Source organism: Marinobacterium lacunae, assembly GCF_000705555.1.
Lineage (GTDB): Bacteria > Pseudomonadota > Gammaproteobacteria > Pseudomonadales > Balneatricaceae > Marinobacterium_D > Marinobacterium_D lacunae.
The window spans coordinates 1-24,198 of record NZ_JMQN01000031.1 but is presented as its reverse complement, the minus strand read 5'-3'; the positions used below and the strand labels follow the sequence as shown (position 1 = coordinate 24,198).

The following is a 24,198-nucleotide window of genomic DNA, read 5'->3' as shown; positions in this document are numbered from 1 at the left end:
TGGTGTCTATGTCTGTTGTACTGCTCGGATTTGCCGTTCTGCTGCTCCTGATCCTCGTTGTGCGAATGCCGATCGCATTCGCTATGGGACTGGTCGGTTTCTTCGGTTTCGCGGCGTTGCAGGGGCTGGAGTTCAGCAACCTGTTTGATTTCCGCTGGACCAGTGTTCTCTCGATGGCCTCCTACCGTGTGATCGACACGGTTCAGGAGTACAGCCTGTCGGTGATTCCGCTGTTTATTCTGATGGGAAATCTGGTTACCCGCTCAGGCCTGTCGCAGGAGCTCTACCACGTATCCAATGCCTTTCTCGGCCATCGCAAGGGGGGACTGTCGATGGCGACGGTGGTGGCCTGCGGCGGCTTTTCCGCAATCTGCGGGTCGAGTCTGGCAACCTCGGCGACCATGGCGCGGGTGGCGATGCCGCCGATGCGCAAGTATGGTTACTCCGACGGTTTGGCCGCGGCCTCAATCGCCGCCGGTGGCACGCTGGGCATTCTGATCCCGCCGAGTGTCATTCTGGTGATCTATGGCCTGCTGACCGAATCGAGTATTCGCGAACTGTTTGCTGCGGGTTTCATCCCTGGAATGCTCGGCATCCTGCTTTACCTGGCCGCCGTTCGCTATGTGGTCTGGCGCTCGCCTGAGCAGGGCCCTGCCGGTGACAAAATGGCCTGGCCAGAGCGTCTACAGGCACTTAAGGGTGTCTGGGGCGTGTTGCTGCTGTTCACCATCGTGATGGGCGGTATTTATCTGGGGGTGTTCACACCCACGGAAGCGGCCGGTATCGGTGCCGGTGGTGCCTTCATCATCGCGCTGGCGCGCCGTCGCCTGAGCGTGGCCACGCTGTTCGATACGCTGACCGACACGGCACGGACCTCCGCGATGCTGTTCGGTGTGGTAATCGGTGCTCTGATCTTCTCCGACTTTATCAACCGTGCGGGCCTGCCGGATGCCTTGCTCAGTCTGGTGACAAGTCTTGAGGTCACACCGATCGTTGTCATCCTGGTAATTTTGGCGATTTATATCGTGCTAGGCATGGTGTTCGAGAGCCTGTCGATGATGCTGCTGACGGTGCCGGTGTTTTATCCGCTGGTATCCAGTCTCGGCTTCGATCTGGTCTGGTTTGGCATCGTCGTGGTGGTGGTTACCGAGATCAGCCTGATTACACCGCCGGTGGGGATGAACGTGTTCGTGCTCAGTGCAGTGCTCAGGGATGTGAAGACCGGCACCATCTTCAAGGGGGTCACCCCGTTCTGGTGCGCCGACATCGTGCGTCTGGCGCTGATTGTCTTCGTGGCCCAGATCTCGCTGTTTTTGCCCGATCTGCTCTATCGATAAGCCAAACAATCCACAGGCTCCCGTGCGGGGGCCTGTTTTCGGTTAAGAACCAGGAGGCATAGCATGTTGCCCGACGTTAAAAAGATTCTGTACGCATCCGATCTCGAACAGGGATCGCGCCCTGCCTTTCGCCGTGCCGTGAGCCTGTGCGGTCATTACCGCTCTGAAATTACCTATCTGCACGTGATCGAGCCGCTGCCGGCATCGGCGCAGAATCTGGTGCGCAATATCCTCAATGAGGAGGAACTCGAAGAACGCCAGCGTGAGGGGATCGACAGCCTGCAGCGTAAGGTGAAGGAGCGCATCGAGCGCTTCTGCGAATCGGAGCTTGAGGGCAGCGAGATCATGGACCCATCGCAGGTAACGGCGAGGGTGGAAGAGGGCACGCCCTGGCGTGTGATACTCAAGGTGGCTGACGAGATCGAAGCCGATGTTATTGTGATGGGCGTACGCCACCACTCTGCAATGGAGAAGTTCCTGCTTGGTTCCACGCCGAACAAGGTGATGTATAACAGCAAGCGACCGGTGTTGATCGTACCGCTCACTGACGATAACTGATCTGTCGGTATTCATGTGTGACAGGAGCCTAAGGGCTCCTTTTTTGTTGGCATACCCGGTTTTCACACTCCCGGTTTTCACACTCTGCAACTTGCCTGTTCGACAGACCCGACTCAGACTAAACTCTATGGTCGTAATCGCCGTATATCGATTCGTTGCAAACGGCGTAGAATTTTGAACAACCGCCTGACGTTACGCGGCAGGTATCGTTAAGAAGGGAATTGCTTTGGATCTACTACATGGATTGCTGATTATTACGCTGGTGCACACACTGGCCGCGGCTTCCCCGGGGCCTGATTTCGTCCTGGTATCTCAGCAAACACTGAAAAATGGTACGAGAGCCGGCCTGTTGTGCAGCTTGGGTATCGCGTTGGGGCTGTCGGTACATATCATATACTCGGCGTTCGGATTGGCGGCGATCATCGCTAACTCGCAAAGCTACCTCTGGGCGATCAAACTGTTGGGTGGCTCCTACCTGATCTATCTCGGGTTCAAGGGCCTTAAGGCCAAAAAGGCGGCGTTGAACTCTGAGGTATCGGATGCGATGCCGATGCAGTCTGCCGGTAGAAGCATCAGTACGGGCTTTCTGTGCAATGTGCTCAATCCCAAGGCACCGATCTACTTCGTCTCGCTGTTTACCGTGGTGCTCTCACCGGATATCCCTGCTTATCAGATCGCGATCTACGGCGTTTGGATGATGGTGATTCAGATGGCCTGGTTTTCGCTTGTAGTTGGTCTGTTTTCAAGACCTGCGATCAGTCTGCGGTTTAAGCAGATGGGGCATTGGGTGGATCGTGTGCTCGGTGGCGCGATGATGGCACTGGGCATCAAAGTGATTTTCACACGTGTAAACTGATGTGTTGTGCAAAGTGTCTCTAAAGCGCGTCTTACCCGTGTTTTTACAGCGGTGAATGGTATCGAACCGTTTGAAAACGGGTGGATAACCTCTGATATGGAGTAAGATTGGGCTTGCCGACAATAGCTGTGGTAGGTACGTAAATCGCAATGCAAAGCCGACGTCAGTCACACATGATAGTGGGTGTCATGTCGTTCAGTCAGCAGCAGACAGGGATAACGTGTTATGGATGACCTCATTCGGGTTTTAAGACTCAGTCAGGGTAGTGGCCAAGGCGACGGATCTCGGATCGGAGCCTTGTCGAATGATGCGCTGATGGAGTCGTTCCAATGGGATATGTCGCAGGAGGAACTCTCGCGTCTGCTGGCCAGTATCACCGACATGATTGCGATCATCGATAACAAGGCCCGCTACAAGGCTGTCAGCAGCGGCTACGCGGCTTTTTTCTCCAGTGATCGCGAGACACTGATCGGCAAGCGCCTGCAAGAGGTGCACAGAGACAGCAATTTTGTCCGCAAGGTGAGCCCTAGGGTTGCCGAGGCACTCGGCGGCCAAGCGGTCAGGCTGGATCTCTGGGAGTTCAACAGCAGCGATCAGCAGCACTATCTCGATATCAGTCTAACCCCCTTTGCCGATGCCGATGCCAAGGCCGGTGGCGCTATTATCGTGGCACGCGATATGACCGATCTGGCGTTGTCGCAGGCCGGTTTGAACCGCGAGCGCCACATGATGCAGCTGGTGATCAATGCCATTCCCGACTTCATATTCGTCAAGGATGTGAAAGGGGTCTATCAGTACTGCAACGCCGCGTTCGTTAACTTCATGAATCTCAGCGAAGAGCGCATCATCGGTGCCTGTGACGCGGACCTGATGTCGCAGCGATCTGCGGCCTACATTATGGAGCAGGATACCGCCATTCTGGAGCAGGGCGAGGCACGTCGGGTGGACGAGTGGGTCACTTACAACGACGGTCGACGTCAGCTGCTGGATATGTACAAGTTCCCGATTCGAAACGACGAGGGCCGGATCGAAGGGTTGGTGGGTATTGGCCGTGACGTGACCGCCGAGCGTCAGGCGGCAGAGAAGATCAAACAGGCCGCACTGGTGTTCGATACCACCTCCGACTGCTGTTTCATACTCGATGCTGAGGGGCGTGTTGTATCAGCCAACAGTGCCGCACATCAGGCATTTGGATATGCGGCAGGCACTTTGCTGGGTGTCGAGATGGACAGCTTAATAAAGGGGCCTGAGGGCTGCTGTTCAGTCAATGTGATCCTCAAGGAGCAGAACTCATGGCGCGGCGAAGTCGAGGGGCGGGACGTAGGCGGCAATACCCGGCCCTATATCGGTACGTTGAATAGTGTGACCAATGCTCAGGGCGAGCTGAGCAGTCTGGTGCTGACGCTGACCGATATCAGCGAACAGAAACGGGTTGAGCAGGAGCTGATGCATCAAGCGTGCAAAGACCCGCTTACCGACCTACCCAATCGGCTGTTGATGCGTGCACGGATGGAGCATGCGATACAGAAAGCTCAGCGGGGCAGTTACAACATCGCCGCCGTGTTTGTCGATCTGGATGGCTTCAAGGCGGTCAACGACACCTATGGCCACGAGCTTGGCGATACGTTGCTCAAGCAGGTGGGCGAGCGACTTAAATCCGGCATCCGCAAGAGCGACACGCTCTCACGCCTTGGTGGCGACGAGTTCTTGCTGCTGGTGGATGAGCTGTCCGATATCGCGGGGGTGCATGGTATCGCCGAAAAGCTTCTGGGCAGCTTCGGTAATCCGTTTGATACAGATGTCGGGCCGATCAAACTCTCAGCCAGTATCGGTATCAGCTTTTATCCGCAGGACGGCATGGATGTGGATGATCTCGTGCGCAAGGCCGATTTGGCGATGTATCAGGCCAAGCGCACGGGACGCAACCGTTACTGTTTCTATGGGGACGTGGGCCTCGACTCCATGTTGTGAACAGAGGCATGCTCTGTTCTCTCCCGTGATTACACCGCCGTGTCGTTGGCAGTCCGTTGCCGTTCAGACAAAGTGATTCAGCCACGACTGGGCAAGCGAGCGACGCAGCTCGGTTGGCAGTTCATGGAGCCCCGGTTCCAGTGAGTTACGGCTCATATAATTCATCGCTTCAATACATTCGCCCTGAACCAGAAATATGTAGGGGCCGACCTCCGCGTTGTGGATAAAGTTGATCGCGTTGCCGCGGTTGGCAAGGTAGTAGTATTGCCCCAGACGCTCGTAGCGCTGTATATGCTCGGTTACCGGGTGAATCTGGAAGCTGCCGTTGGCACGGGGCAGCTCCATCTCGTCATCGAACGAGGTGACCGAGAAGATGAATGCGCCGTTCTTCACCAGCGAAAAATCGCTGGAGCACAACGAACGGTTGCCGGTTGCGCAGTAGATGATATCGCTGGTTTGCAGCGCCTCCTCTTTTGTTAGCAGATCAAACCCGCGGGAGCGGGCATCGATAGCGCGGATTGGGTCGATCTCGACAACCTTGGTGTTGATATTCTTCGAGTGCAGCGCCTTGGCGATGGAACTGCCGATCTTGCCATAGCCGAACACCACCGCGTGGCCGCCATTGGGAATATGATGACACTGGCGCATCAACGCTTCCGAGGAGTACACAATCGACTGGCCGGTGAGGTAGTCTTCCGGCCCCTTCAATGGGCTGCGTGCGATGGATATCACCGGCACCGGCAGCGACTTCAGCGCGGCGTAACGCTGGTGTCCGTTTTCAGTCACCTCGACAATGCCGCGAAGCGGCACCCGTAGGCGCTCCATCAGCCCCGGCAGTGCCTCCACGAAATAACCGCCCACATCGATCAGGATCAGCTCGCCATCCTGCACATAATCGTTAAGGATCGCCGCCACCACATCCGGCGAACTCAGCTGGTTACGGTTTTTGATCAAAATCTGGAAGCGGTCTCCCAGTTGTTCGAGGGTTTCCTGGCTGACGCTCTTTGGCTTTGGAAACACTACATCCACCTTCGCCATACGGCCCAGTGTTTCAAGGTAGAGCGGGGCACCCCTGAGCAGATGGGTGACAACCGCCAGATGCAGATGCTCCTGCCGCGGCTGCTCAATGGACTCGAAAAAATTGGCACCCTTCAAAAAAAGCGGATTCATAAACATACTCCTTGTTTTATTAATAAAAACAGCCATTTGTGTACGGCAACTGGTCCTTGAGTACAAATGATTTCAAACCACCGTTTGAATCCGCCCCTGTGTCGGAAGGGCGTATTACTGAAAAAGCAGGTCGTTGCGGGGCTGACAAGTACAGTTTCGTCGGCTTAACTGTCCGATAACCATCGGAGTAGCAGGGGTGAAGGATGACAAGCGACAGTCTTGTATTGCGGGAAGCGATGACAAACGATCTGGAGGCGCTCCTGCGGCTATACGCACAGCCGGATATGGATAACGGCAACACCCTGAGTCTTGAAGAGGCCGAGCAACTATTCATGCGCATGGCCTGCTACCCCGACTACCGCATCTATTTGGCGCTTAGCGGTGAGCGGATCGTTGGCACTTTTGCTCTGCTGATCATGGATAATCTGGCACATCGCGGTAACCGCTCGGGCATTATTGAAGATGTGGCGGTAGAGCCTGACTTTCAGGGGCAGGGGGTGGGGCACTTCATGATGGAGCAGGCGCTTGACCTGGCGCGGGCGAAGGGGTGTTACAAGGTCACCCTCTCGTCCAACCTTAAGCGCGAGCGTGCCCACGCCTTTTATGAATCGCTGGGGTTCGAGCGTCACGGCTACAGTTTCAGCACCGCATTACCCATCGACGGCAGCTAAAGGGGCGCTCGCTCAGAGATCGTACACCACCGAGGTTTCCGGCAGGGCCGAGAGATTGAGGGGGCGGATGCTGCCCATCCAGATTGCGCGGTCGCGGTGATCGATCAGATCGAACCCGGTAATTGGGTGGATAAACACCGTCAGATCGCCCCGGTTGAGCGTCAGCCATGGGATCACCTGGTCAAACAGCTCAGCACGAAACGCCAGCTGACAGCTCCAGTCCGGATGCGGCCCCACCGGCTTTTCATGCACACGTCCCATCTTCAGCTCGGGGAAACGCTCGGCGGCCTGTTCGCACAGGGCGCGGGCGCGTTCGAGGGAGTCGGCATTAAAGTACACATGGGCGTGCCAGCCACGGATATCGATTGTGTCGGTGTGTGTGCTCATGTTGGATGACTGCTGTATCGAATGAGGGGGCAGTATAAACCAAAACGGCGAGTGATCGGCTCGTATGCCGTTTTCGTAACGGGATCAGGCAGAATGACGACCCTCTGCTTAACTAAAGGTTGCCCGATTAAGCCGCGAACCCCGGAGCGGGACGCATAGATCATTCAGGAGCCGACATGAAACCCAACACCCACCCTGAGCCCACCCAATCTGCACCTGCTGCACTTACGATCCCGCAGGAAGCATTCGACTGGTATGACGAATACGCCCACGGCGACATCGACCGACGTACCTTCATGAGACGTCTTGCAACGCTGGGTATCGCCGGGCTTACCCTCAACGCGGTGGCCGGGGCGCTGTTGCCCAACTACGCGCTGGCCGAGCAGGTATCCTTCAACGACCCGGATATCAAGGCCAGCTATATGGAGTTCGACGCCCCCAAAGGGCACGGCAAGGGGCGCGGGTATCTGGTACTGCCCAAGGGTGTCAGCGCTGAAAAGCCGGCACCGGCGGTGCTGGTGGCCCATGAGAACCGCGGTTTGAACCCCTATATAGAAGATGTGGCCAGACGCCTGGCCAAGGCCGGATATGTGGCGCTGGCGCCTGATGCGCTGTTTCCGCTGGGTGGCTATCCCGGCAATGATGATGACGGGCGTGCGATGCAGAAAACACTCGATCGCGGCAAGATCGAGGGCGACTTTATCGGGGCCGCCGAGATGCTCAAGGCCCATGAGCTGACCACCGACAAGCTGGGCATGGTCGGCTTCTGCTTCGGCGGTTATCTGACCAATCAGCTATCAGCCCTGGTGCCCGATATGATTAATGCCGCGGTTCCGTACTACGGTACACCGCCACAAGGTGATATCGCGGCGATCGAGGCGGTGATGCAGCTGCATTTTGCCGGGCTCGATACCCGTGTGAATGGATACTGGCCCGACTACGAAGCGGCATTAAAAGCGGCAAATATCGACTACACCGCTTACCTCTATCCGGATGTGAACCACGGTTTCCACAACGACTCGACGGCCCGGTATGACGAGGCCAGTGCTGAGCTTGCGTGGAAGCGTACGCTGGAGTTCTTCGGCCAGCATCTGGCCTGAGGTTACTTCATCTCCAGCAGTTGTTCCGGCATAAACCCGGTGCAGAAGTTGCCCCAGTGGCGTCCCGAGACATAGAGCGGCACCGATATAGAGTTCAGTATCTCGCCGGTGTCGCGTATGAACGTTTGCAACAGGAATGGCGCAGTATTAGATGCCCTGCGCTTTTCCGCCCGGTTGGCGTTATACAGGCGACGGTGGCGGCTCAGCGCGTTGTCGGTGTCCAGATCGCCTGTGAGCGGGCGCGATACCTTGCTGTTGTGAGCCGGCAGATAGCCGTTGATATCAAACGCCGAGGCGATGACAAACTCGGGGCGCTCCTGAATAAAGCGGTCGAACAGCGGCTGCATCACCCGCTCGTACGCGCTAACATAGCGGGTGTCATACTTCTCAGGCAGCTGGTTGGGGTTGGTGCGTCGGTAGTGGTGATCGAACAGGTCATGGCCGCTATCGGCCAGCTTTTGCAGCTCGCGCTCCACCTCTTTGGCCCAGTCCCGTGCGGTGCCGATGATATTCTCGAAGCCGCCAAAGCCGATGCGAAAGTTGGATAGCAGCTCCTGCATCTCTTCGGTGGCACCCTCCAGCGTCTGCGAGTGACGTGCCGAAATCTCGATTTCGTCCCGAATGCTGTCCGCCAGTTGGTTGATCGACGAGATGTTGTCGTGCGTTGTGCTGTTGGCGTAGGAGAGCTGCTCTACCGCGGCACTGATCTCGCTAAGCTGGCTGTTGAGCGTGTCGAAGTCGTTCAGCAGTTCCGAGAACTTGCCGTGAGTATGGCTGATGAAGGTATCAGTATCGCGGACATGGTCCATGATGGTGTTGGAGCCGGTGCGTGTACTCTCCACTAATGCGCCCATCTCGGAGATGCTCTTGTCGATCTGTTGTGTTGCATCGCTCACCTTCAGTGACAGATTACGTACCTCATCGGCAACCACGGCGAAGCCGCGTCCGGCATCACCGGCGCGGGCCGCTTCAATCGATGCATTCAGGGCCAGCAGGTTGGTCTGCTCGGAAAACCCCTGCACCATCGCCAGCACGTTGATCACCTGCTCGGAGTTAGTCGAGAGGCGCGCGACGATCTGCTGAAAGTTGGCCACCTCTTCGCCAATCGCCTTCACCTGTGCACGTATGCGCGAAAGCTCGGTATTGGAGGTGTTGATCTCCTGCAGATTGTGCTCGTTGCGTTGAGCGATGAGCTGGGTATGGCTGGCGATCTCGTTGATCGCCTGTGTGGCTTCTTCGCTGGCCTGAAACACAAGGCTTGCCTGATTCGACTGGGTGAGTGCGGCCTGCTGAACCTTGTTGATATTCAGCTGCAGCTGAGCCGCACCCAGTGAGACGTTCACGCTGCTGTGGCGTGACTTAGCGATCATCCCTTTTAGTGAGTCTGAAAAGTCGTTGTAGGCCATGCCAAGGCGACCAATCTCGCTGGGGCCCTCTACCGGCAGATTAGCCGAGATATCCCCATGCCTGTCTTTGATCGCCTCGAAGGTCTCCCTGATTCTGAGTATCGGCCCCAACAGAGTGCGGTGAACCAGGCCGTAGCACAGCGCCACCAGTAACAGGGTGGAAGCCGCCGCCAGCAGCAGTGCCGTCAACAGGTTTGATGCCGCGGCCGAAGGGCGGGCAAGGGCGAACCCCAGCACTGCCAGAGCGGGCAGGCAGGGCAGCGACATCATCAGCAGCAGCTTGAGTCGAGTGGGTAGGCCGGTTGAGGCGTTGGGCTGAGCGGGCGATACCGACATAAAGCACCTTCTTATTATTGGCATTGGCGGCAGGGTTCTGTCTGGATTCTATTCACTGCGGGCAGGGTAGGCAGCTGTACCGAACAACTCTGCACAACCTGTTACAAGCAGGTAGAGGCGGTTACAGCTGAGCGTAATGGCTTGGGGCTGATGGGGGGGGGCTGTTGGTAGACTTTTAATGACTCTCATAAATTGACATAAATCAATAAAATGTGTCGTTATGTTCGTGTTTTCGGTTTGTTTTTAACGTGATTAAATGCTTAAAAATTAATAGTTTAAATTTGATTCGTCTCTTTTTTAAAGTGATACGCTTTATAAAATATATGTTGTTTTTACGTATCACTAAAATTAATCTTCCAGCTCGAAGATCACCATAACGATTAAAAGAGAGGTGTAAGAGATGCACGATAAAATCGCCGACAAGATGGAGTTCCCGCCCGAGACGCCGCAGCCGAACATCTACCCGCTGCGCTGGGAGACCAAATCCTCCAAGGTTGAGGAGATCTGGGATGCATCACTGCGCGAAGCGTGGAATCCGAAGGACCTGCCCTGGGATACCTTTGACGTCTCCAGCTACAGCTGGGAAGAGCGTGAGGCGATCGCTTACTGGTGGACACTGCTGTCAGTGTTCGATGCATCCGCGCCCCCGGTATTCGCCGAGGCCTTCATTAAGACCTACGAGTGCCACGAAGAGGACGCCATCCGCCGCTGCTTCTTCTCCGTGACCCGTGACGAGCAGAACCACGAACAGATGTGCGGTCTGGCAATTACCAAGCTGTTGGAGTCTCCGAGCCCTCTGGAGTACGAGCCGAAGACCGAGCTGGGCCGTCGCCTGCAGAAAAACGCCCGCTGGCTCTACTACAACGGAGGCCGCTACTGGAACGGATATAAGCAGGCGGTGCCGAAGTACAGTCTGGCGGTACTGTTCAGCTCCTTCCTGATGGGTGAGATCGCTGCGGCCACCATCTTCAAGCAGATGTCGCAGAGCTGCGAAGAGCTTGTATTCCAGGAAGCGTTCCGCAATATCGGCCGCGATGAAGGCCGCCACATGGCGATCTGCCTGTCGCTGATGGAACGTGACTATCCGAAGCTCTCCGCTGAAGAGAAGTCAATCATCACCAAGCAGATCCGCGCCGGCTACCTGTTCCTGTCCGCGGTGCTGTTTGAGCCGCCGGCCGAGTTCTGGGACCTGCCGGAAGACTTCATCGCCACACAGCGTGAAGCGGAAGAGATCGCCCGTCAGGCCGGTTTCGGTGTGCCCTCGTTCGACGCCAAGAAGGACAACTGGCGCGCAGCGATGCTGAACTTGAAAGCGGTGCTCGACAAGTACGATACCCCGTTCCCGGCGATCCCCGAGGTGGATATCACCGGCCAGGAGGTCACTCAGGCCGACCTGGATTCAGCGGATATCATCCCGATCTTCTGATCGACCCCATTGCAGGAAGCAAGCCGACATCCTGACCGGGGTGCCGGCTTGTGCTGCCTTTACACAACAAGAATCGACAGACGTGGGACGGTTACTATGACGCGAGTACGACTCTACCCCTCAGGCAAAGAAGTGGATGTAAGCGCAGGCGATACCGTATTGGCGGCGCTGGAGCGAGCCGGTTACGCGCTGCCCAACAACTGCCGGGCTGGCGCCTGCGGTGAGTGCAAGGTGCGGGTGCGCAGCGGCGAGTTTGATCAGGGTATGGTGCTGGACATGGCCCTCTCGCAGGAGGAGCGCGACGAAGGCTACGGCCTGATGTGCATGGCCAAGCCGCTGGGGGATGTGCTTGAGATCGAGTGGGGCACGGAAGATGCCAAGCCGAAGCTGTTTCCGCCGCGCGAAAACATACGCTGTGTGGTGGTCGATCGCATCGAGCGCACCCCGCGCATTATTGAACTGCGCATCCGCCCAATTGGAGAGGCACTGCGCTACTGGCCGGGCCAGTACGTGCAACTGACCAACATAGAGCGCACTATCCCGCCACGCTCATACTCCATCGCCAACGCGCCGAGCAATAACGGCGAGATCATTCTGCAGATCACCCGCGTGCCCGAAGGCCTCACCAGTAACTGGGCGCACGACAACCTGTACCCTGGCAGCATGCTCAGCCTCTCTGGCCCCTATGGCACCTTTATAGGCGATCCGGCCACTGACGCCCCGGTACTCTGCCTGGCGGCCGGAACCGGTCTTGCACCCATACTGGCGCTGACCGACGCCGCCCTGCGCCGAGGTTTCAACAAACCGGTGCACCTGATGTTCTCAGCCCAGACCGAAGCCGATATCTATGATCGCGGCCTGCTGGAGCTGTGGAACCTGCGCCACCGCCGCTTTAAGTTTATTCCCACGCTCACGCGTGAACAGAAAGAGGGGATGCTGCACGGGCGCATACCGCAACTGCTGGCGCAGCAATACCCGGACCTCACCGAGCATGCCATCTACATCGCCGGCAGCCCCGAATTCGTGGTGGACTGCACCGCCGCCGCCAAAGCGCTCGGTGCCCGTGACGAGATGATCCACACCGAAGGCTTCTTCGATCAGGCGCTGCCGGAAGTGCCGGAGGGGGAGAGGTTGATGGGTGGCTAAGCCGCCTTTTCGAACCCCGTAAACTAGGAAGCCCCTTTTATCTGAGTCGAGAGTGCTCTTGATACAAATGAAAGGGTTTTTTGCTTGCTAAAGAGGTTGATTGCCATCAGCTGAAGTGGCCAAGGTAAGTCGCCTTTGGCAATTGTCCAACTTTAGCTGACTTGGTGAAAAGAGCTATCGTGTAGACTGCTTTTGGTCCTAAAAAGACGTCAGACTGACAGTGTAAGATGCCAGTGATTGGTACATATCCGCTATTCTTAACTCATAGACAAAACCGACCTTAAGGTCCTTATGTGTCTATAAACCTTGGTGCAATCCATATTGTGCCAAAAGTTCACATGGAAATTTAGGGTTTTTCTTGGCTCGCTACTGCCCGGACGGCCCAAATACCCGCGGCATGTCAGAGAATGGACATTGTACAGGGCCTTATAATCGCCTCTTGGTACCAAGCGAGAGTCAATATAGGGCAAGACAATACTTTTTACGAGTTAGTGTTAGTTACAGATTCATCTGCTCTATTTTAGGTTGTATAAACGCCCAAGATGGCGAGAGTTTTTTCAAGGTAATATTCTCTGAGACTCAGCCTTTTTTAAAATCCAAGATACGAATTTTTCGATCTTTGGAACATCGCCTGAGTGCTCCGGGAAGGCTATGAAATGCTTGTTTCTACTAATTTTTTTATAACCCCAAGGAGTTATTAGTTTACCGTCAGCAAGCTCTTCCTCCACTAGAAAGCGTGGTATTAAAGCGACGCCACACCCTGCTTTGGCAGCGCGTATACACATATAGAACGTATCGAAACGCGTGCCATGGTAACTGTTATCAGTATTGATGCCTTGATCCTCAAACCATTCATGCCAAGCTTCTGGACGAGAGGCACATTGCAGGAGAGGGAGGCTAGCGACTTCCGCTGCATTGTTTAGAATATGGTCTGATATGATGCTAGGAGAGCACACGGGGACCACCTCCTCGCCAAACAGCTCAATGCAAGTTGCTCCTGGCCAAGAGCCATGACCATAGAAAAAGGCAACATCTGCCTGCGCCCTAACAAGATCAAAAGGCTCCAAATCGCTTCGTACATCTAGATGAATATTAGGGTGCAGATCAGAAAAACCTTTAAGGTTGGGCGACAGCCAGCACGAACCAAATGTTGGCTGAGTCGCAATTTTAAGTACCTCAGCCTCTCCTCCGTATGACAGGATATATCGGCTCGAAATATCAACCTGCGAAAGAATCTTCCCAACCTCTGTCAGATAGAGCTCACCCGCAGGTGTTAATTTCAACCCCCTCTTTCGCACTCGAAAAAAAAGCTGATTTAGTAGCATATCCTCAAGTTGCGCTACCTGCTTGCTAACCGCGCTTTGCGTTAGATTTAACTCCTCAGCAGCACGGGTAAAGCTAAGGTGGCGAGCCGAAGCCTCAAAGCACAAAAGAGCATTCATGGTGGGTAGTAAAAGTTTAGGCATAGTTTTTTTCTATCAGTAATCGATCCTAGGTTGCCGTGGGCTCAAGTCAACGCAGAGAAAAGAGCAGTAAAATAAACAAATTACATAAAAATGGCGAATTTAAATCTTATTGTTTATGATGTCGTTTTTATCAGTCATAAGTTTTTGATAGTAGCAATGGTAGCCGAACCTACCATTCTTCGTAACGGTACATAGGCCATAAATAGTACTTTCATAATATATAAGAGCGAAAAATGAATCCTCGACGCCTCACCCCTTCTATGTCTTGGCTGCTCGCCTTCGAATCAGCGGCGAAGCATTTAAGTTTTACACTTGCCGCAAAGGAACTTTCACTTACACAAAGCGTTGTAAGTCGTCATGTACAGTCTTTAGAGAAACTCTTGGAAGTACAACTTTTTATCCGGGATGGTAGGAGTCTTAAGCTTAACGAAGCAGGGGCAATGTATCTTCGTGAAGTAAGAAGCGGCCTACAACGTATTCGCAATGCCTCACTACAGATAAATGCGTATCGAGCCTCTGGTGGATCAATTAATATCGCCTGCCTCCCAACATTTGCCGCAAAATGGCTAATGCCTCGCTTAGCAGATTTCTATTCAAAAAATCCAAATATAGTTGTTCACATACACGCCAAAATCCGCCAATTCGACCTTGAACTTGAGGGTATGGACGCTGCCATTAATGGAGGAACAAATCCTTGGCCAGGGCTAGACTCCACTATCCTTTTACAGGATCAGTTAGTACCTGTCATCAGCCCTAACTTAATCCATAAAACACCACTAACCTCTCCAGCTGACGCAATTAATCACACACTTCTTCAGATTGTGACGAGGCCTGATGACTGGCACTATTGGTTTGCTGCTCACAATATACCTACGTCAGAAATGCACCTAGGCCCCCAGTTTGAGATGACATCTCATGTACTGCAAGCTGCAGTGGCAGGGCTTGGTATAGCGCTAATACCCTCTTGTCTGGTCGAAGATGAGCTTAAGAACGGTACGTTAATTACCCCTATACAATCTTCACCGAACACTACACTTAATTACAACTTCTACCTCAATATCGCACCGCACCGAGACTTGCCCCCAACCGTATCAGCATTGAAAGCTTGGTTGTTAGAGGTTTCACACGACACTACGTAAAAGGTCTCATGCCAAGCTTTACGTCTCCCGAACTCCTTCTCCAGATGAGCGCGATAGACAGCAATTTTCTCCCTTCTCGTCTTGAAAAAGGTATAGTCCTCATCTTTTCTCTCACTGACGCAATAATCCAGCATCACGAAGGGAAAACCGCATGAAGTGCTCGTGCTTACATATTCGGATAGTTAGGTCCGCCAGCCCCTTCGGGCACCACCCAGGTGATGTTCTGCGCAGGGTCCTTTATATCGCAGGTTTTGCAGTGTACGCAGTTCTGCGCGTTGATCTGGAAGCGCGGGCCTGATCCCTCTTCAATTACCTCATACACACCGGCAGGGCAGTATCGCTGGGCAGGTTCCGCATAGAGGGGCAGATTCTGCGCGATCGGGATACTGGCGTCCTTCAGCTTCAGGTGACAGGGTTGATCCTCCTCGTGGTTGGTGTTGGAGATAAACACCGAGGATAGCTTGTCGAAGCTGAGCCTGCCATCCGGCTTAGGGTAGTCCACCTTCGGACACTGATCCGCCGGCTTGAGCTGGGCGTAATCCGCTTTTTCATCGTGCAGGGTGATCGGCAGTTTGCCGGCAAATATATTCTGGTCGACGAAGTTGAACGCACCTCCGAGGATCGGACCAAACTTGTGCATTGCCGGACCGAAGTTACGCGAGCGGAACAGCTCGTCGTAAGCCCAGCTATCTTTGAACTTGTCGTTGAAACTACTGAGTTCTTTGCTGCTCTTATCGCCGGCAGTGATTGCTTCGAACACCGCCTCAGCAGCCAGCATGCCGGATTTCATCGCAGTGTGGGTGCCCTTGATCTTGCTGAAGTTCAGGGTGCCGGCGTTACAGCCAATCAGCAGACCGCCTGGGAAGGTCATCTTCGGCAGGGCGTTGAACCCGCCCTTGGTGATGGCGCGAGCGCCATAGGCCACACGGTTCCCGCCTGCCAGGTGGTCGGCAAGCACTGGGTGGTGCTTCATGCGCTGGAACTCATCAAATGGGCTGAGCCATGGGTTGGTATAGTTCAGGTCTACAATTAGGCCTACGACAACTTGGTTGTTCTCTAGGTGGTAGAGGAAAAAGCCTCCGGTCGTATCATAAGAACCACCTGTATTAAGTGGCCATCCGGAACCGTGGATAACTAAACCTGGGCGGTGTTTACCCGGATCGATATTCCACAGCTCCTTGAGACCGACACCGTAATGCTGGGTATCCGCATGGATATCGAGCTGAAATTTTTCGATCAACAACTTTCCTAAATGCCCTCGGCAGCCCTCGGCAAAGAGGGTGTACTTGGCGTGCAGTTCCATCCCTTCCATGTAGTTGGGGCCCTGCTCACCGGCAGCGGTAATACCCATATCGCCGGTGGCGACCCCTTTTACCGAACCATCGTCGTTAAAAAGGACTTCCGCAGCGGCGAAGCCGGGGAAGACCTCCACGCCCAGGCTTTCCGCCTGCTCGGCCAACCAGCGACAGACGTTGCCGAGACTAACCACGTAGTTGTTCAGACCATGCCCGGTGTTGTGCATGGTCTTGGGGATCAGTGCATTCGGCACCTTCTTCGCTGCCGTATCGCTCTTGAACAGGTACACCTCATCGGCTGTGACCGGCGTATTCAGCGGCGCGCCCATCTCTTTCCAGTCCGGGAAAAGCTCATCCATGGCGCGGGATTCGATGACAGCACCGGAGAGAATATGGGCGCCGACTTCGGAGCCTTTCTCGACGACACAAACGGTAAGTTCCTGTTCCTTTTCCCGAGCCTGTTGCATAAGGCGGCAGGCGGCACTGAGACCGGCAGGACCGGCACCGACAATGACTACATCAAATTCCATGGATTCGCGCATGAGATACCTCGTTCATGGCTAATACTCTGAGTGTGATTCTGGCGGGGTGGGGTTAACCTAATTGCCGGTCACATCTTCTTTATAAATTGAAATGGAGCTTTGCATTTACAGTTTGGCTTCCAGTTCTGGCAGGACCTTGAACAGATCACCCACTAGACCGTAATCAGCTAACTGGAAGATCGGCGCTTCCTCGTCCTTGTTGATTGCCACAATCACCTTGGACTCTTTCATACCTGCCAGGTGCTGAATCGCTCCGGAGATGCCCACGGCGATGTAAAGCTCGGGCGCGACGATCTTGCCGGTCTGTCCCACCTGTAGATCGTTGCTGACAAAGCCGGCATCGACGGCCGCGCGGGAGGCACCGATGGCGGCACCCAGTTTGTCGGCCACGTTTTCCAGCAGGGCGAAGTTCTCAGCGCTGCCAAGGCCACGGCCACCGGAGATCACCACGCTGGCGGCGGTCAGCTCGGGACGGTCTGACTTCACCAGTTCCTCATTGACGAAGTTGGAAGTGCCGGAATCGCGGGAGTTGGCGACCGTTTCAACACCGGCACAGCCACCCTCGGCAGCAGCCTTGTCGAACGCGGAGGTACGCACGGTGATCACCTTGACTGCATCCTGGGACTGAACGGTCGCAATGGCGTTACCGGCATAGATCGGACGCTTGAAGATATCGGCAGACTCAACTGCGATAATTTCGCTGAGCTGGCCTACATCCAGCAGCGCTGCCACGCGCGGCATAGTGTCTTTGCTGGTGCTGCTGGCGGCGGCGATGATGTGGCTGTAGCCGGTAGCGACTTCAGCAATCAGTGCACTGAGGTTTTCAGCCAGGCCTTTTGCATAGGCGGCGTTATCAGCCAGCAGAACCTTGGAGACACCCGAGACCTTGGCTGCTTCATCGGCCACGTTCTGACAGTCTGCGCCAGCAACCAATACGGTGAGTTCGCCACCGATCTGGGTGGCCGCGCTGACCGCACTCAGGGTTGCCGGATTGAGTGCGCTGTTGTCGTGTTCAGCAATCAGTAAAATGTTCATCCCAGCCTCCTTAAATAACCTTGGCTTCGTTCTTCAGCTTGTCGATCAGCGCATCCACGCTGTCCACTTTGATGCCCGCTTCACGCTGAGCCGGTGTTTCGACTTTGAGCTGGGTGATATGCTGTTTCAGTTCCACGCCCAGGTCGGCCGGGGTCTTCACATCCAGCGGCTTACGCTTTGCTTTCATGATGTCCGGCAACTTGGCGTAGCGTGGTTCGTTCAGACGCAGGTCGGTGGTCACGATGGCCGGCAGATCCAGTGACAGAGTACGCAGACCGCCGTCGACTTCACGGGTCACCAGTACTTTGCCGCCTTCGACCTTCACTTCAGAGGCAAAGGTACCCTGAGGACGACCGGCCAGTGCGGCCAGCATCTGGCCCACCTGGTTGTTGTCGGAGTCAATGGATTGCTTCCCGAGGATCACCAGACCCGGCTGTTCCGCTTCGATGACCTTGGCCAACAGTTTGGCCACGTTCAGCGGCTCCGGCAGTTCATCGGTCTCAACATGGATGGCGCGGTCTGCACCCAGTGCGAGGGCGGTACGCAGTTGTTCCTGTACCGCTGTCGGGCCGATGGAAACCACGACCACCTCTGAAGCTACACCGGCTTCCTTCAGACGGATCGCTTCTTCAACCGCGATCTCGCAGAACGGGTTGAGTGCCATTTTGACGTTGGCCAGATCCACGCCGGTGTTATCGGCCTTGACGCGTACCTTGATGTTGTAGTCGATGACGCGTTTTACACTTACAATTAATTTCACAATTTCACCCGAGGTAACAGCTAATTAAGGAAGAATATTACTGCCACGTTATACATTTTGCTCTAGCAGATATAGGGTTTATATGTAATAGAAACCACCGGATTAGCTATTAAGAAAAATGAAGCAACTATATCCGTTACGCCAATATATCTGGCAGAACCTTATTGCGGTTCAGTAATCCCCTCGGGTCGAGAGCAATTTTCAGGGTCTGCATTAGAGCAATTTCTGCTGGGGTACGTGATAGATTTAGGTATTTCCGTTTCTTTAGACCAATTCCATGTTCTGCAGAAACTGAACCACCCATCAGTTTTAACGGTTCATAAACTAGTGATTCAACAGCCTCTCGAGTCTCATCACTCGCGTCACCTGTTGCCACTGAAACATGAAGATTGCCATCTCCTAGATGCCCAAACACTATAACTTTAGCGTTTTTCCAACGCTGACTAACAGCTGATTGAAGCTTTCTGACATATTTATCCATTTCTAGGATTGGTAAACTGATATCGAACGCAAAGCGCGGGGCAAGGAGATGTGCGAGACCTTCCACATCCTCACGAATAGCCCATAGCTTTTCACGCTGATGATCTGAACTAGCCAAAACTGCGTCAATAAGTAGACCTTTTTCAAAAGCAGACTCAATAGCCTTTTCAAAGCGCTCATGAGATTCCTTCTGCTCCGCACCGAGTGACTCAATCAGCACGTAATAGGGGGCATCAGAAGAGATTGGTGGAGTGTGACGATTACTTTCTGTTGTCAGTAAAGAGTAGTAACTACTCCACATGACCTCAAACGCACACAGCTCTCCTCCTAACGATTTACGTGCGTGCTGTAACAACCCCGTGAGAGAATTAAAATCTTCGCACGCGACTAAAGCAGTATTTGTTGCTGTTAGTTGTGGGTGGAGTTTGAGAACTGCGCGGGTCACAATTCCTAATGTGCCCTCGCTTCCGATAAATAATTGCTTGAGATCGTATCCAGCATTATTCTTCAGCATGGTATTCATCGAGTTAACCACTGTGCCATCAGCGAGTACCGCCTCAACACCCAGCACTAGGTCTCGCATCATCCCGTATCGAATTACTCTAATCCCACCAGCGTTAGTCGCAATATTGCCCCCAATTGTACAAGAGCCTCTAGCACCCAAGTCCAAATTAAACTGCATTTCAGCCTGGTCCGCAGCCTCCTGAACACTTTGTAGTGGAGCTCCCGCTTGAACGGTCATAGTCCCGCTAACACAGTCAATAGATTCAATTTGCGTCATACGCTCCAGCGAGATAACTAACTCATCTGAGCTTGCCATGCCACCGCGAACCAAGCCGGTAAGGCCTCCATGGGTCACTACCGCTTGGTTTGCTTCGTAACATAAGGCCATAACTTCGGACAATTGCTCAGTATTAGCTGGCCTCACAATCGCGCCAGCCAAACAGGGCTCTTTCGTCATCCAGTCAGCAGTTCTAGAGCGAACATCCTCGCCGCGCAAAACATTCTGGCTACCGACAACTTTTTCGATAGAATCAAGCAAAATATTCATAAAAATCCTATAATCAATATGTTTTTGATTACAAAAAGGCAGGCTTACCCCGTCGGACCAAAATTATTTGATCCTATTGTTAAAAATAAAGGATTGGTTATATAGGGGTGTTATTTATCTGCCGGTGATAAAAGTTCCTTACGATTTTCTAGATATCTCTTATCGGTAAGGCTTCCACTTTCTCGTTTTTTGTTACCCGGCATCCAACTTTTAAATGTCAGTAAGATGGAGCCAATAGTCAGAGCTATGAAAAACCAAGTTATTGGACCTCTGAAAAATATCGAAATATCATTCGCTCCGATCAACAACGAACGGCGAAGATTATCTTCGAACATCGGACCCAAAATAAATCCGATCAGAAAAGGCGCAGTAGCAATACTGTTTCGTGCGAACACGTAGCCCAAAGCGCCGAAGCCGAACATAAGCCAGACATCGAAGATGTCATTATTTACAGCATAGGAACCAAAAACACAGAATGTTAGTACAATCGGAAAAAGAAATTCATTCGGTATGTCGGCAATTTTTGAGAAATATTTGATAGCGGCATTACCAACAACCAATAATACAATTGAGCTAACCATTATTCCTATAAATAAGGCATATATTAGAGGCAGGTTTTCTTGGAACATAACTGGCCCAGGTGTAAGACCATGGACCATAAAAGCACCAAGAATAATTGCGGTCACTACATCTCCCGGAATACCTAATGAAAGCAAGGGTATCAATGTCGCGCCAGCTACTCCATTATTTCCAGCCTCAGCAGCTGCAACACCTTCAACCTCACCCTTACCAAAGTTTTCGCGATTAGGCGAACGCCGTCTTGCATCGCTATAGGATATAAAGGCTGCCGCAGTAGCACCCGTTCCGGGAATAGCGCCAATAATTACCCCGATAAAGCTCCCACGAATGATGCTTTTAAAACTTCCTTTCATTTCCGCCCAAGATACGCTGGCACCACTAGCCTTGATCTTTATATGAGGCGAACATTTTTTGCGATAAAAAGAGATGATTTCCGGAATGGCAAAAAGGCCAATTAGAAGGGGAATGAAGGATATGCTATCCATCAAGTTGTAGCTGCCGAAAGTCAATCTTTCAGATCCAAATACTGGATCTAAGCCTACTAGAGAAAAAGTAATTCCAAGTCCTGCTGCCATTAGTCCCTTGAGTATAGAGCTCCCAGATAGAGACACGATGATCGTGAGCGAAAAACAAATCAGCCAGAAAAACTCCGGAGCGCCAAAATTAAGAGCAATTTTAGCCAAGTAGCCTGCAAAAAATATCAATGAAAGATTGGATATGAAATCAGCGATTACAGATGCATAGAGCGACATCTTGAGAGCCTTTTTCGCCTCTCCCTTTTGGGCCAACGGGTAACCATCCAAAAGTGTGCAGGCTGAGGCTGGCGTTCCTGGAGTACGAATCAGGATTGCTGTTATAGAACCTCCGTACATGCCTCCTTTATAGATCCCCACTAGTAGCAGAATTGCGGTCACGGGATCCATTGAAAAGGTAAAAGGTAGTGCCAGCGCCACAGCCATCGTCGCTGTAAGGCCCGGAATAGCACCAACCACCACTCCCAATGACACGCCGGCAGCGATAGCTAGGAAGTTTTCCCACGCTAAAATCAATTCTAGTACTTCAGATAAGTGTTCCATAATCAACTCGACTTTTATTCATGCTTTTTTAGTCAGAACGGCACTAGAGGTAAAGGTACGTTCATGACTCGAGTGAAAAGCAAAGAAATAGCAACAGGTAAAATTACCCCTATTAATGCATAGACCCACCAAACACGAACAGGGTGAGCAATTAATAGCAAAAGAGTCGCAATAACACTGCTGATAACAGCCCCCAAAATTTCTAGGCAAGATGCATACACCACGAGCGCAGTTAGCATCAGGAAGTATCTTATAAAAGGCCCTCTTTTAGCATCTTGCACCTCCTCCTCATTTTGAGGCACAGGAGCAAGTCCCTGTATGATCAAGAGAATAGACATCCCAAATATCAGCCAGCCTATAACTCTGGGCAACCAACTTGGTGACATCATTGGATTTTGAACAAATGAAGGCTCAATAATGTAGTTCGGCGCCAGGTAAAACAGTAGTAGCAAAGAAAAAACCAGCATTCCGCCACCCGTCACTAACGCTGATTTACCTCTGCCAGCAAAAGCACTTATATTTTTTTTTGTCACGAACTCGTTCTCCACACCTGAGAATGGGAAAGGCGGAGGTTTCTCGCCTTCCCACGCGGAGCATTACAGTCGGCTTATATACTAATTGCGTATTCCAGCGTCTTCGGCAACTTTACGCCAACGTTCAATCTCGGAAACAATGAAAGCCTTGAATTCATCACCTGACGCAGTGCTAGGTTCAGCAGCCCCCATCTCCTTAGCAAAACCTCGAAACTCGGGAGTCTCTTTCACTTTCTTTAAGGCTTCCCGCAGAACATCGACCCCCTCATCAGGGAAAGATTTATGCGCGATAATCCCGTTCCAAACTCCGGTGACAAACCCGTCTAAGCCATAGCCAGAGGTTTCTCTGATAGTCGGCACATCCGGGAGAAAAGGTGATCGCTCTGGCGAAGTGACTGCCAAAGCCCTTAGCCCCCCCGACTTAATATGAGGTAGAACCGTCGACATATTCTCAAAAGATACATCCACATCCCCGCCAAGTAGAGCAGGAAGAGCTGCTCCACTACCCTGATAGGGTACTGCTACCATAGGAAGCTTCGTGAAAGTGCGGAATAGCTCGCCCGACATGTGAATCGAACTGCCTATGCCTGGGTGACTGAAAGTCATTGGATTCGCACCGCTGGCCGCATTGATAAACTCCCCAACGGTGTTATATGGACTGCTAGCAGGAACCACCATGACATTAGGCATATCAACTAATTTATCGATGAAGCGGAAGTCTTCCACTGCGTCATAGCCAAGGTTTGGATATATTGCTGGTCCGATCACATGCCCGGGAGATGCCATAAGAATAGTGTGATCAGCATCTCGTCCACCACGGGCTAAACGAGCTGTTGCAACGGTGGAGCCAGCACCTGGGCGATTCTCAACTACCACGTTTGCTTTAAGCTCACGCTGAAGAAGATCAGCCACTCTGCGAGCGAGGACATCGGTATTACCGCCGGCGGAATAGGGAACTATCAAATGAACATCTTTTGTTGGCCACTCGGCCGCTGCGGCTGGCTGCGAAAGCGCCCCTAGCGCTAGCACGGCTCCAAAAACCGTCATAGAACATGCTTTAAATGTCGCTTTTATTTTCATTGCTCTACCTTTATTTGTTTTATATGAGCTTTAAAACTTCTTGCGCAAGCGCTTGAACGCACGGACTGAATACCCCAAAACAGCCTATCGATTTTTAAATATCGACGTTTGGACATTACAGTCTGATCACGACGAGCGAGATAGTGCTACTTAGCAGTTAGCCATTAATGGCCACCAATTGATGTTCCTTCGTTGAGCGCCGAATAACAAGCTTCTAATTTGTATGTCGATCATTCACAAAATGAATGAAAATATGGCTCTAACCCCAATTTCTTAACCAAGTAGAACTGGAAAGTCCGGCATGACGAACCCCTGAGGTCAGGAGCGCATGCCGTGAAGAGATCGCGCTACACTGGAGGGCAGATAGCCTTCGCCCTCAAGCAGGCTGAACTGAGTACACCGATCCCTGAGGTGTGCAGCAAGATGGGTATCTTGTGTGCCACGTTCTATACGTGGCGAAGAAAATATGGCGGTTTAGGACCATCGGAGCTGAGTGGGTTGAAGCAGTTGGAGGGAGAGAATATGCGTCTGAAGCAGCTTGTCGCCGACCTGAGGTTAGACAAGGCAATGTTTCAAAATGTGTTGGCAAAGGAGGCCTGAAGCCTTCCCGAAGTAGGGCGCTGTTCGCTGATCTTCAACAGCGCTTCGGCGCCCGCCAGCGACAGGATTGTGCCGTGCTGATGTTGTCCAGGACCTCATATCGTTGTCGTTCGTTAGCACGGGAAATCACTGACCTGACAAGGCGAATCAAGGGATAGCGTGAGCTATATGGCTATGGAACATGTGATTAAGTCCGCG

At 53.0% G+C, this 24,198-nt stretch carries 20 protein-coding genes and 1 pseudogene; 10 read left to right on the top strand and 11 right to left on the bottom strand.

Annotated features, from left to right (window positions below; all coding sequences use genetic code 11):
• Positions 1-8: 8 nt before the first annotated feature.
• From ADIMK_RS11025 to ADIMK_RS11010, 4 genes are all read left to right on the top strand, one after another.
• On the top strand, positions 9-1,337 hold the full coding sequence (locus ADIMK_RS11025) for a TRAP transporter large permease (RefSeq protein WP_036187787.1): 1,329 nt from the start codon (positions 9-11) through the stop codon (positions 1,335-1,337).
• Between the two features lie 63 nt (positions 1,338-1,400).
• Positions 1,401-1,895 (top strand): universal stress protein, encoded by a 495-nt coding sequence (locus ADIMK_RS11020; RefSeq protein ID WP_036187786.1) that lies wholly within the window; start codon positions 1,401-1,403, stop codon positions 1,893-1,895.
• A 226-nt stretch (positions 1,896-2,121) separates the two neighbouring features.
• The gene (locus tag ADIMK_RS11015; protein ID WP_036187785.1) at positions 2,122-2,751 is read left to right on the top strand and encodes a LysE family translocator; all 630 of its coding nucleotides are present in this window, start codon (positions 2,122-2,124) and stop codon (positions 2,749-2,751) included.
• Positions 2,752-2,976: 225 nt separating this feature from the next.
• Positions 2,977-4,722 (top strand): sensor domain-containing protein, encoded by a 1,746-nt coding sequence (locus tag ADIMK_RS11010; protein ID WP_081849764.1) that lies wholly within the window; start codon positions 2,977-2,979, stop codon positions 4,720-4,722.
• A gap of 63 nt (positions 4,723-4,785) precedes the next feature.
• On the opposite strand, the gene ADIMK_RS11005 is transcribed toward ADIMK_RS11010, so the two are convergent.
• A complete protein-coding gene (locus ADIMK_RS11005) occupies positions 4,786-5,892 on the bottom strand; it encodes an adenosylhomocysteinase (protein ID WP_036187782.1) in 1,107 nt (368 codons plus the stop codon).
• A gap of 203 nt (positions 5,893-6,095) precedes the next feature.
• Here ADIMK_RS11005 and ADIMK_RS11000 point away from each other — a divergent pair, with 203 nt between their 5' ends.
• Positions 6,096-6,563 carry a GNAT family N-acetyltransferase gene (locus tag ADIMK_RS11000; protein WP_036187779.1) on the top strand — a complete coding sequence of 156 codons (468 nt, stop codon included), beginning with the start codon at positions 6,096-6,098 and terminating at the stop codon, positions 6,561-6,563.
• A 12-nt stretch (positions 6,564-6,575) separates the two neighbouring features.
• Here the strand turns inward: ADIMK_RS11000 and ADIMK_RS10995 are convergent, their stop codons facing one another.
• On the bottom strand, positions 6,576-6,950 hold the full coding sequence (locus ADIMK_RS10995) for a DOPA 4,5-dioxygenase family protein (RefSeq protein WP_036187776.1): 375 nt from the start codon (positions 6,948-6,950) through the stop codon (positions 6,576-6,578).
• Between the two features lie 176 nt (positions 6,951-7,126).
• Here ADIMK_RS10995 and ADIMK_RS10990 point away from each other — a divergent pair, with 176 nt between their 5' ends.
• Positions 7,127-8,050: a dienelactone hydrolase family protein gene (locus ADIMK_RS10990; protein WP_051692872.1), complete on the top strand. Its 924-nt coding sequence runs from the start codon at positions 7,127-7,129 to the stop codon at positions 8,048-8,050.
• 2 nt (positions 8,051-8,052) lie between these two features.
• On the opposite strand, the gene ADIMK_RS10985 is transcribed toward ADIMK_RS10990, so the two are convergent.
• Positions 8,053-9,792: a methyl-accepting chemotaxis protein gene (locus ADIMK_RS10985; protein ID WP_051692871.1), complete on the bottom strand. Its 1,740-nt coding sequence runs from the start codon at positions 9,790-9,792 to the stop codon at positions 8,053-8,055.
• A gap of 400 nt (positions 9,793-10,192) precedes the next feature.
• On the opposite strand from ADIMK_RS10985, the gene ADIMK_RS10980 reads away from it, so the two are divergent.
• Positions 10,193-11,218, top strand: a complete 1,026-nt coding sequence (locus ADIMK_RS10980; protein ID WP_036187773.1) for a hypothetical protein — start codon at positions 10,193-10,195, stop codon at positions 11,216-11,218.
• A gap of 96 nt (positions 11,219-11,314) precedes the next feature.
• Positions 11,315-12,364 carry a 2Fe-2S iron-sulfur cluster-binding protein gene (locus ADIMK_RS10975; RefSeq protein WP_036187769.1) on the top strand — a complete coding sequence of 350 codons (1,050 nt, stop codon included), beginning with the start codon at positions 11,315-11,317 and terminating at the stop codon, positions 12,362-12,364.
• A 557-nt stretch (positions 12,365-12,921) separates the two neighbouring features.
• Here ADIMK_RS10975 and ADIMK_RS10970 read toward each other — a convergent pair.
• A complete protein-coding gene (locus tag ADIMK_RS10970) occupies positions 12,922-13,830 on the bottom strand; it encodes a LysR substrate-binding domain-containing protein (protein ID WP_036187765.1) in 909 nt (302 codons plus the stop codon).
• A gap of 233 nt (positions 13,831-14,063) precedes the next feature.
• On the opposite strand from ADIMK_RS10970, the gene ADIMK_RS10965 reads away from it, so the two are divergent.
• Complete coding sequence (locus ADIMK_RS10965) at positions 14,064-14,969, top strand: LysR substrate-binding domain-containing protein (protein ID WP_036187761.1); 906 nt, start codon at positions 14,064-14,066, stop codon at positions 14,967-14,969.
• A gap of 166 nt (positions 14,970-15,135) precedes the next feature.
• On the opposite strand, the gene ADIMK_RS10960 is transcribed toward ADIMK_RS10965, so the two are convergent.
• From ADIMK_RS10960 to ADIMK_RS10930, 7 genes are all read right to left on the bottom strand, one after another.
• Positions 15,136-16,806, bottom strand: coding sequence for an electron transfer flavoprotein-ubiquinone oxidoreductase (locus ADIMK_RS10960; protein WP_036187758.1), 1,671 nt, complete (start codon positions 16,804-16,806; stop codon positions 15,136-15,138).
• Positions 16,807-16,911: 105 nt separating this feature from the next.
• Positions 16,912-17,841, bottom strand: a complete 930-nt coding sequence (locus ADIMK_RS10955; protein WP_036187755.1) for an electron transfer flavoprotein subunit alpha/FixB family protein — start codon at positions 17,839-17,841, stop codon at positions 16,912-16,914.
• Between the two features lie 10 nt (positions 17,842-17,851).
• Positions 17,852-18,601 (bottom strand): electron transfer flavoprotein subunit beta/FixA family protein, encoded by a 750-nt coding sequence (locus ADIMK_RS10950; protein ID WP_036187753.1) that lies wholly within the window; start codon positions 18,599-18,601, stop codon positions 17,852-17,854.
• A 136-nt stretch (positions 18,602-18,737) separates the two neighbouring features.
• A complete protein-coding gene (locus ADIMK_RS10945) occupies positions 18,738-20,132 on the bottom strand; it encodes an FAD-binding oxidoreductase (protein ID WP_036187751.1) in 1,395 nt (464 codons plus the stop codon).
• A 110-nt stretch (positions 20,133-20,242) separates the two neighbouring features.
• Positions 20,243-21,787: a tripartite tricarboxylate transporter permease gene (locus tag ADIMK_RS10940; RefSeq protein WP_051692870.1), complete on the bottom strand. Its 1,545-nt coding sequence runs from the start codon at positions 21,785-21,787 to the stop codon at positions 20,243-20,245.
• Between the two features lie 32 nt (positions 21,788-21,819).
• Positions 21,820-22,320, bottom strand: a complete 501-nt coding sequence (locus tag ADIMK_RS10935) for a tripartite tricarboxylate transporter TctB family protein (RefSeq protein ID WP_051692874.1) — start codon at positions 22,318-22,320, stop codon at positions 21,820-21,822.
• 81 nt (positions 22,321-22,401) lie between these two features.
• The gene (locus ADIMK_RS10930; protein ID WP_081849761.1) at positions 22,402-23,400 is read right to left on the bottom strand and encodes a Bug family tripartite tricarboxylate transporter substrate binding protein; all 999 of its coding nucleotides are present in this window, start codon (positions 23,398-23,400) and stop codon (positions 22,402-22,404) included.
• A 333-nt stretch (positions 23,401-23,733) separates the two neighbouring features.
• Here ADIMK_RS10930 and ADIMK_RS10925 point away from each other — a divergent pair.
• Positions 23,734-24,152, top strand: a pseudogene (locus tag ADIMK_RS10925) (transposase); the annotation flags it as partial.
• Positions 24,153-24,198 lie beyond the last annotated feature (46 nt).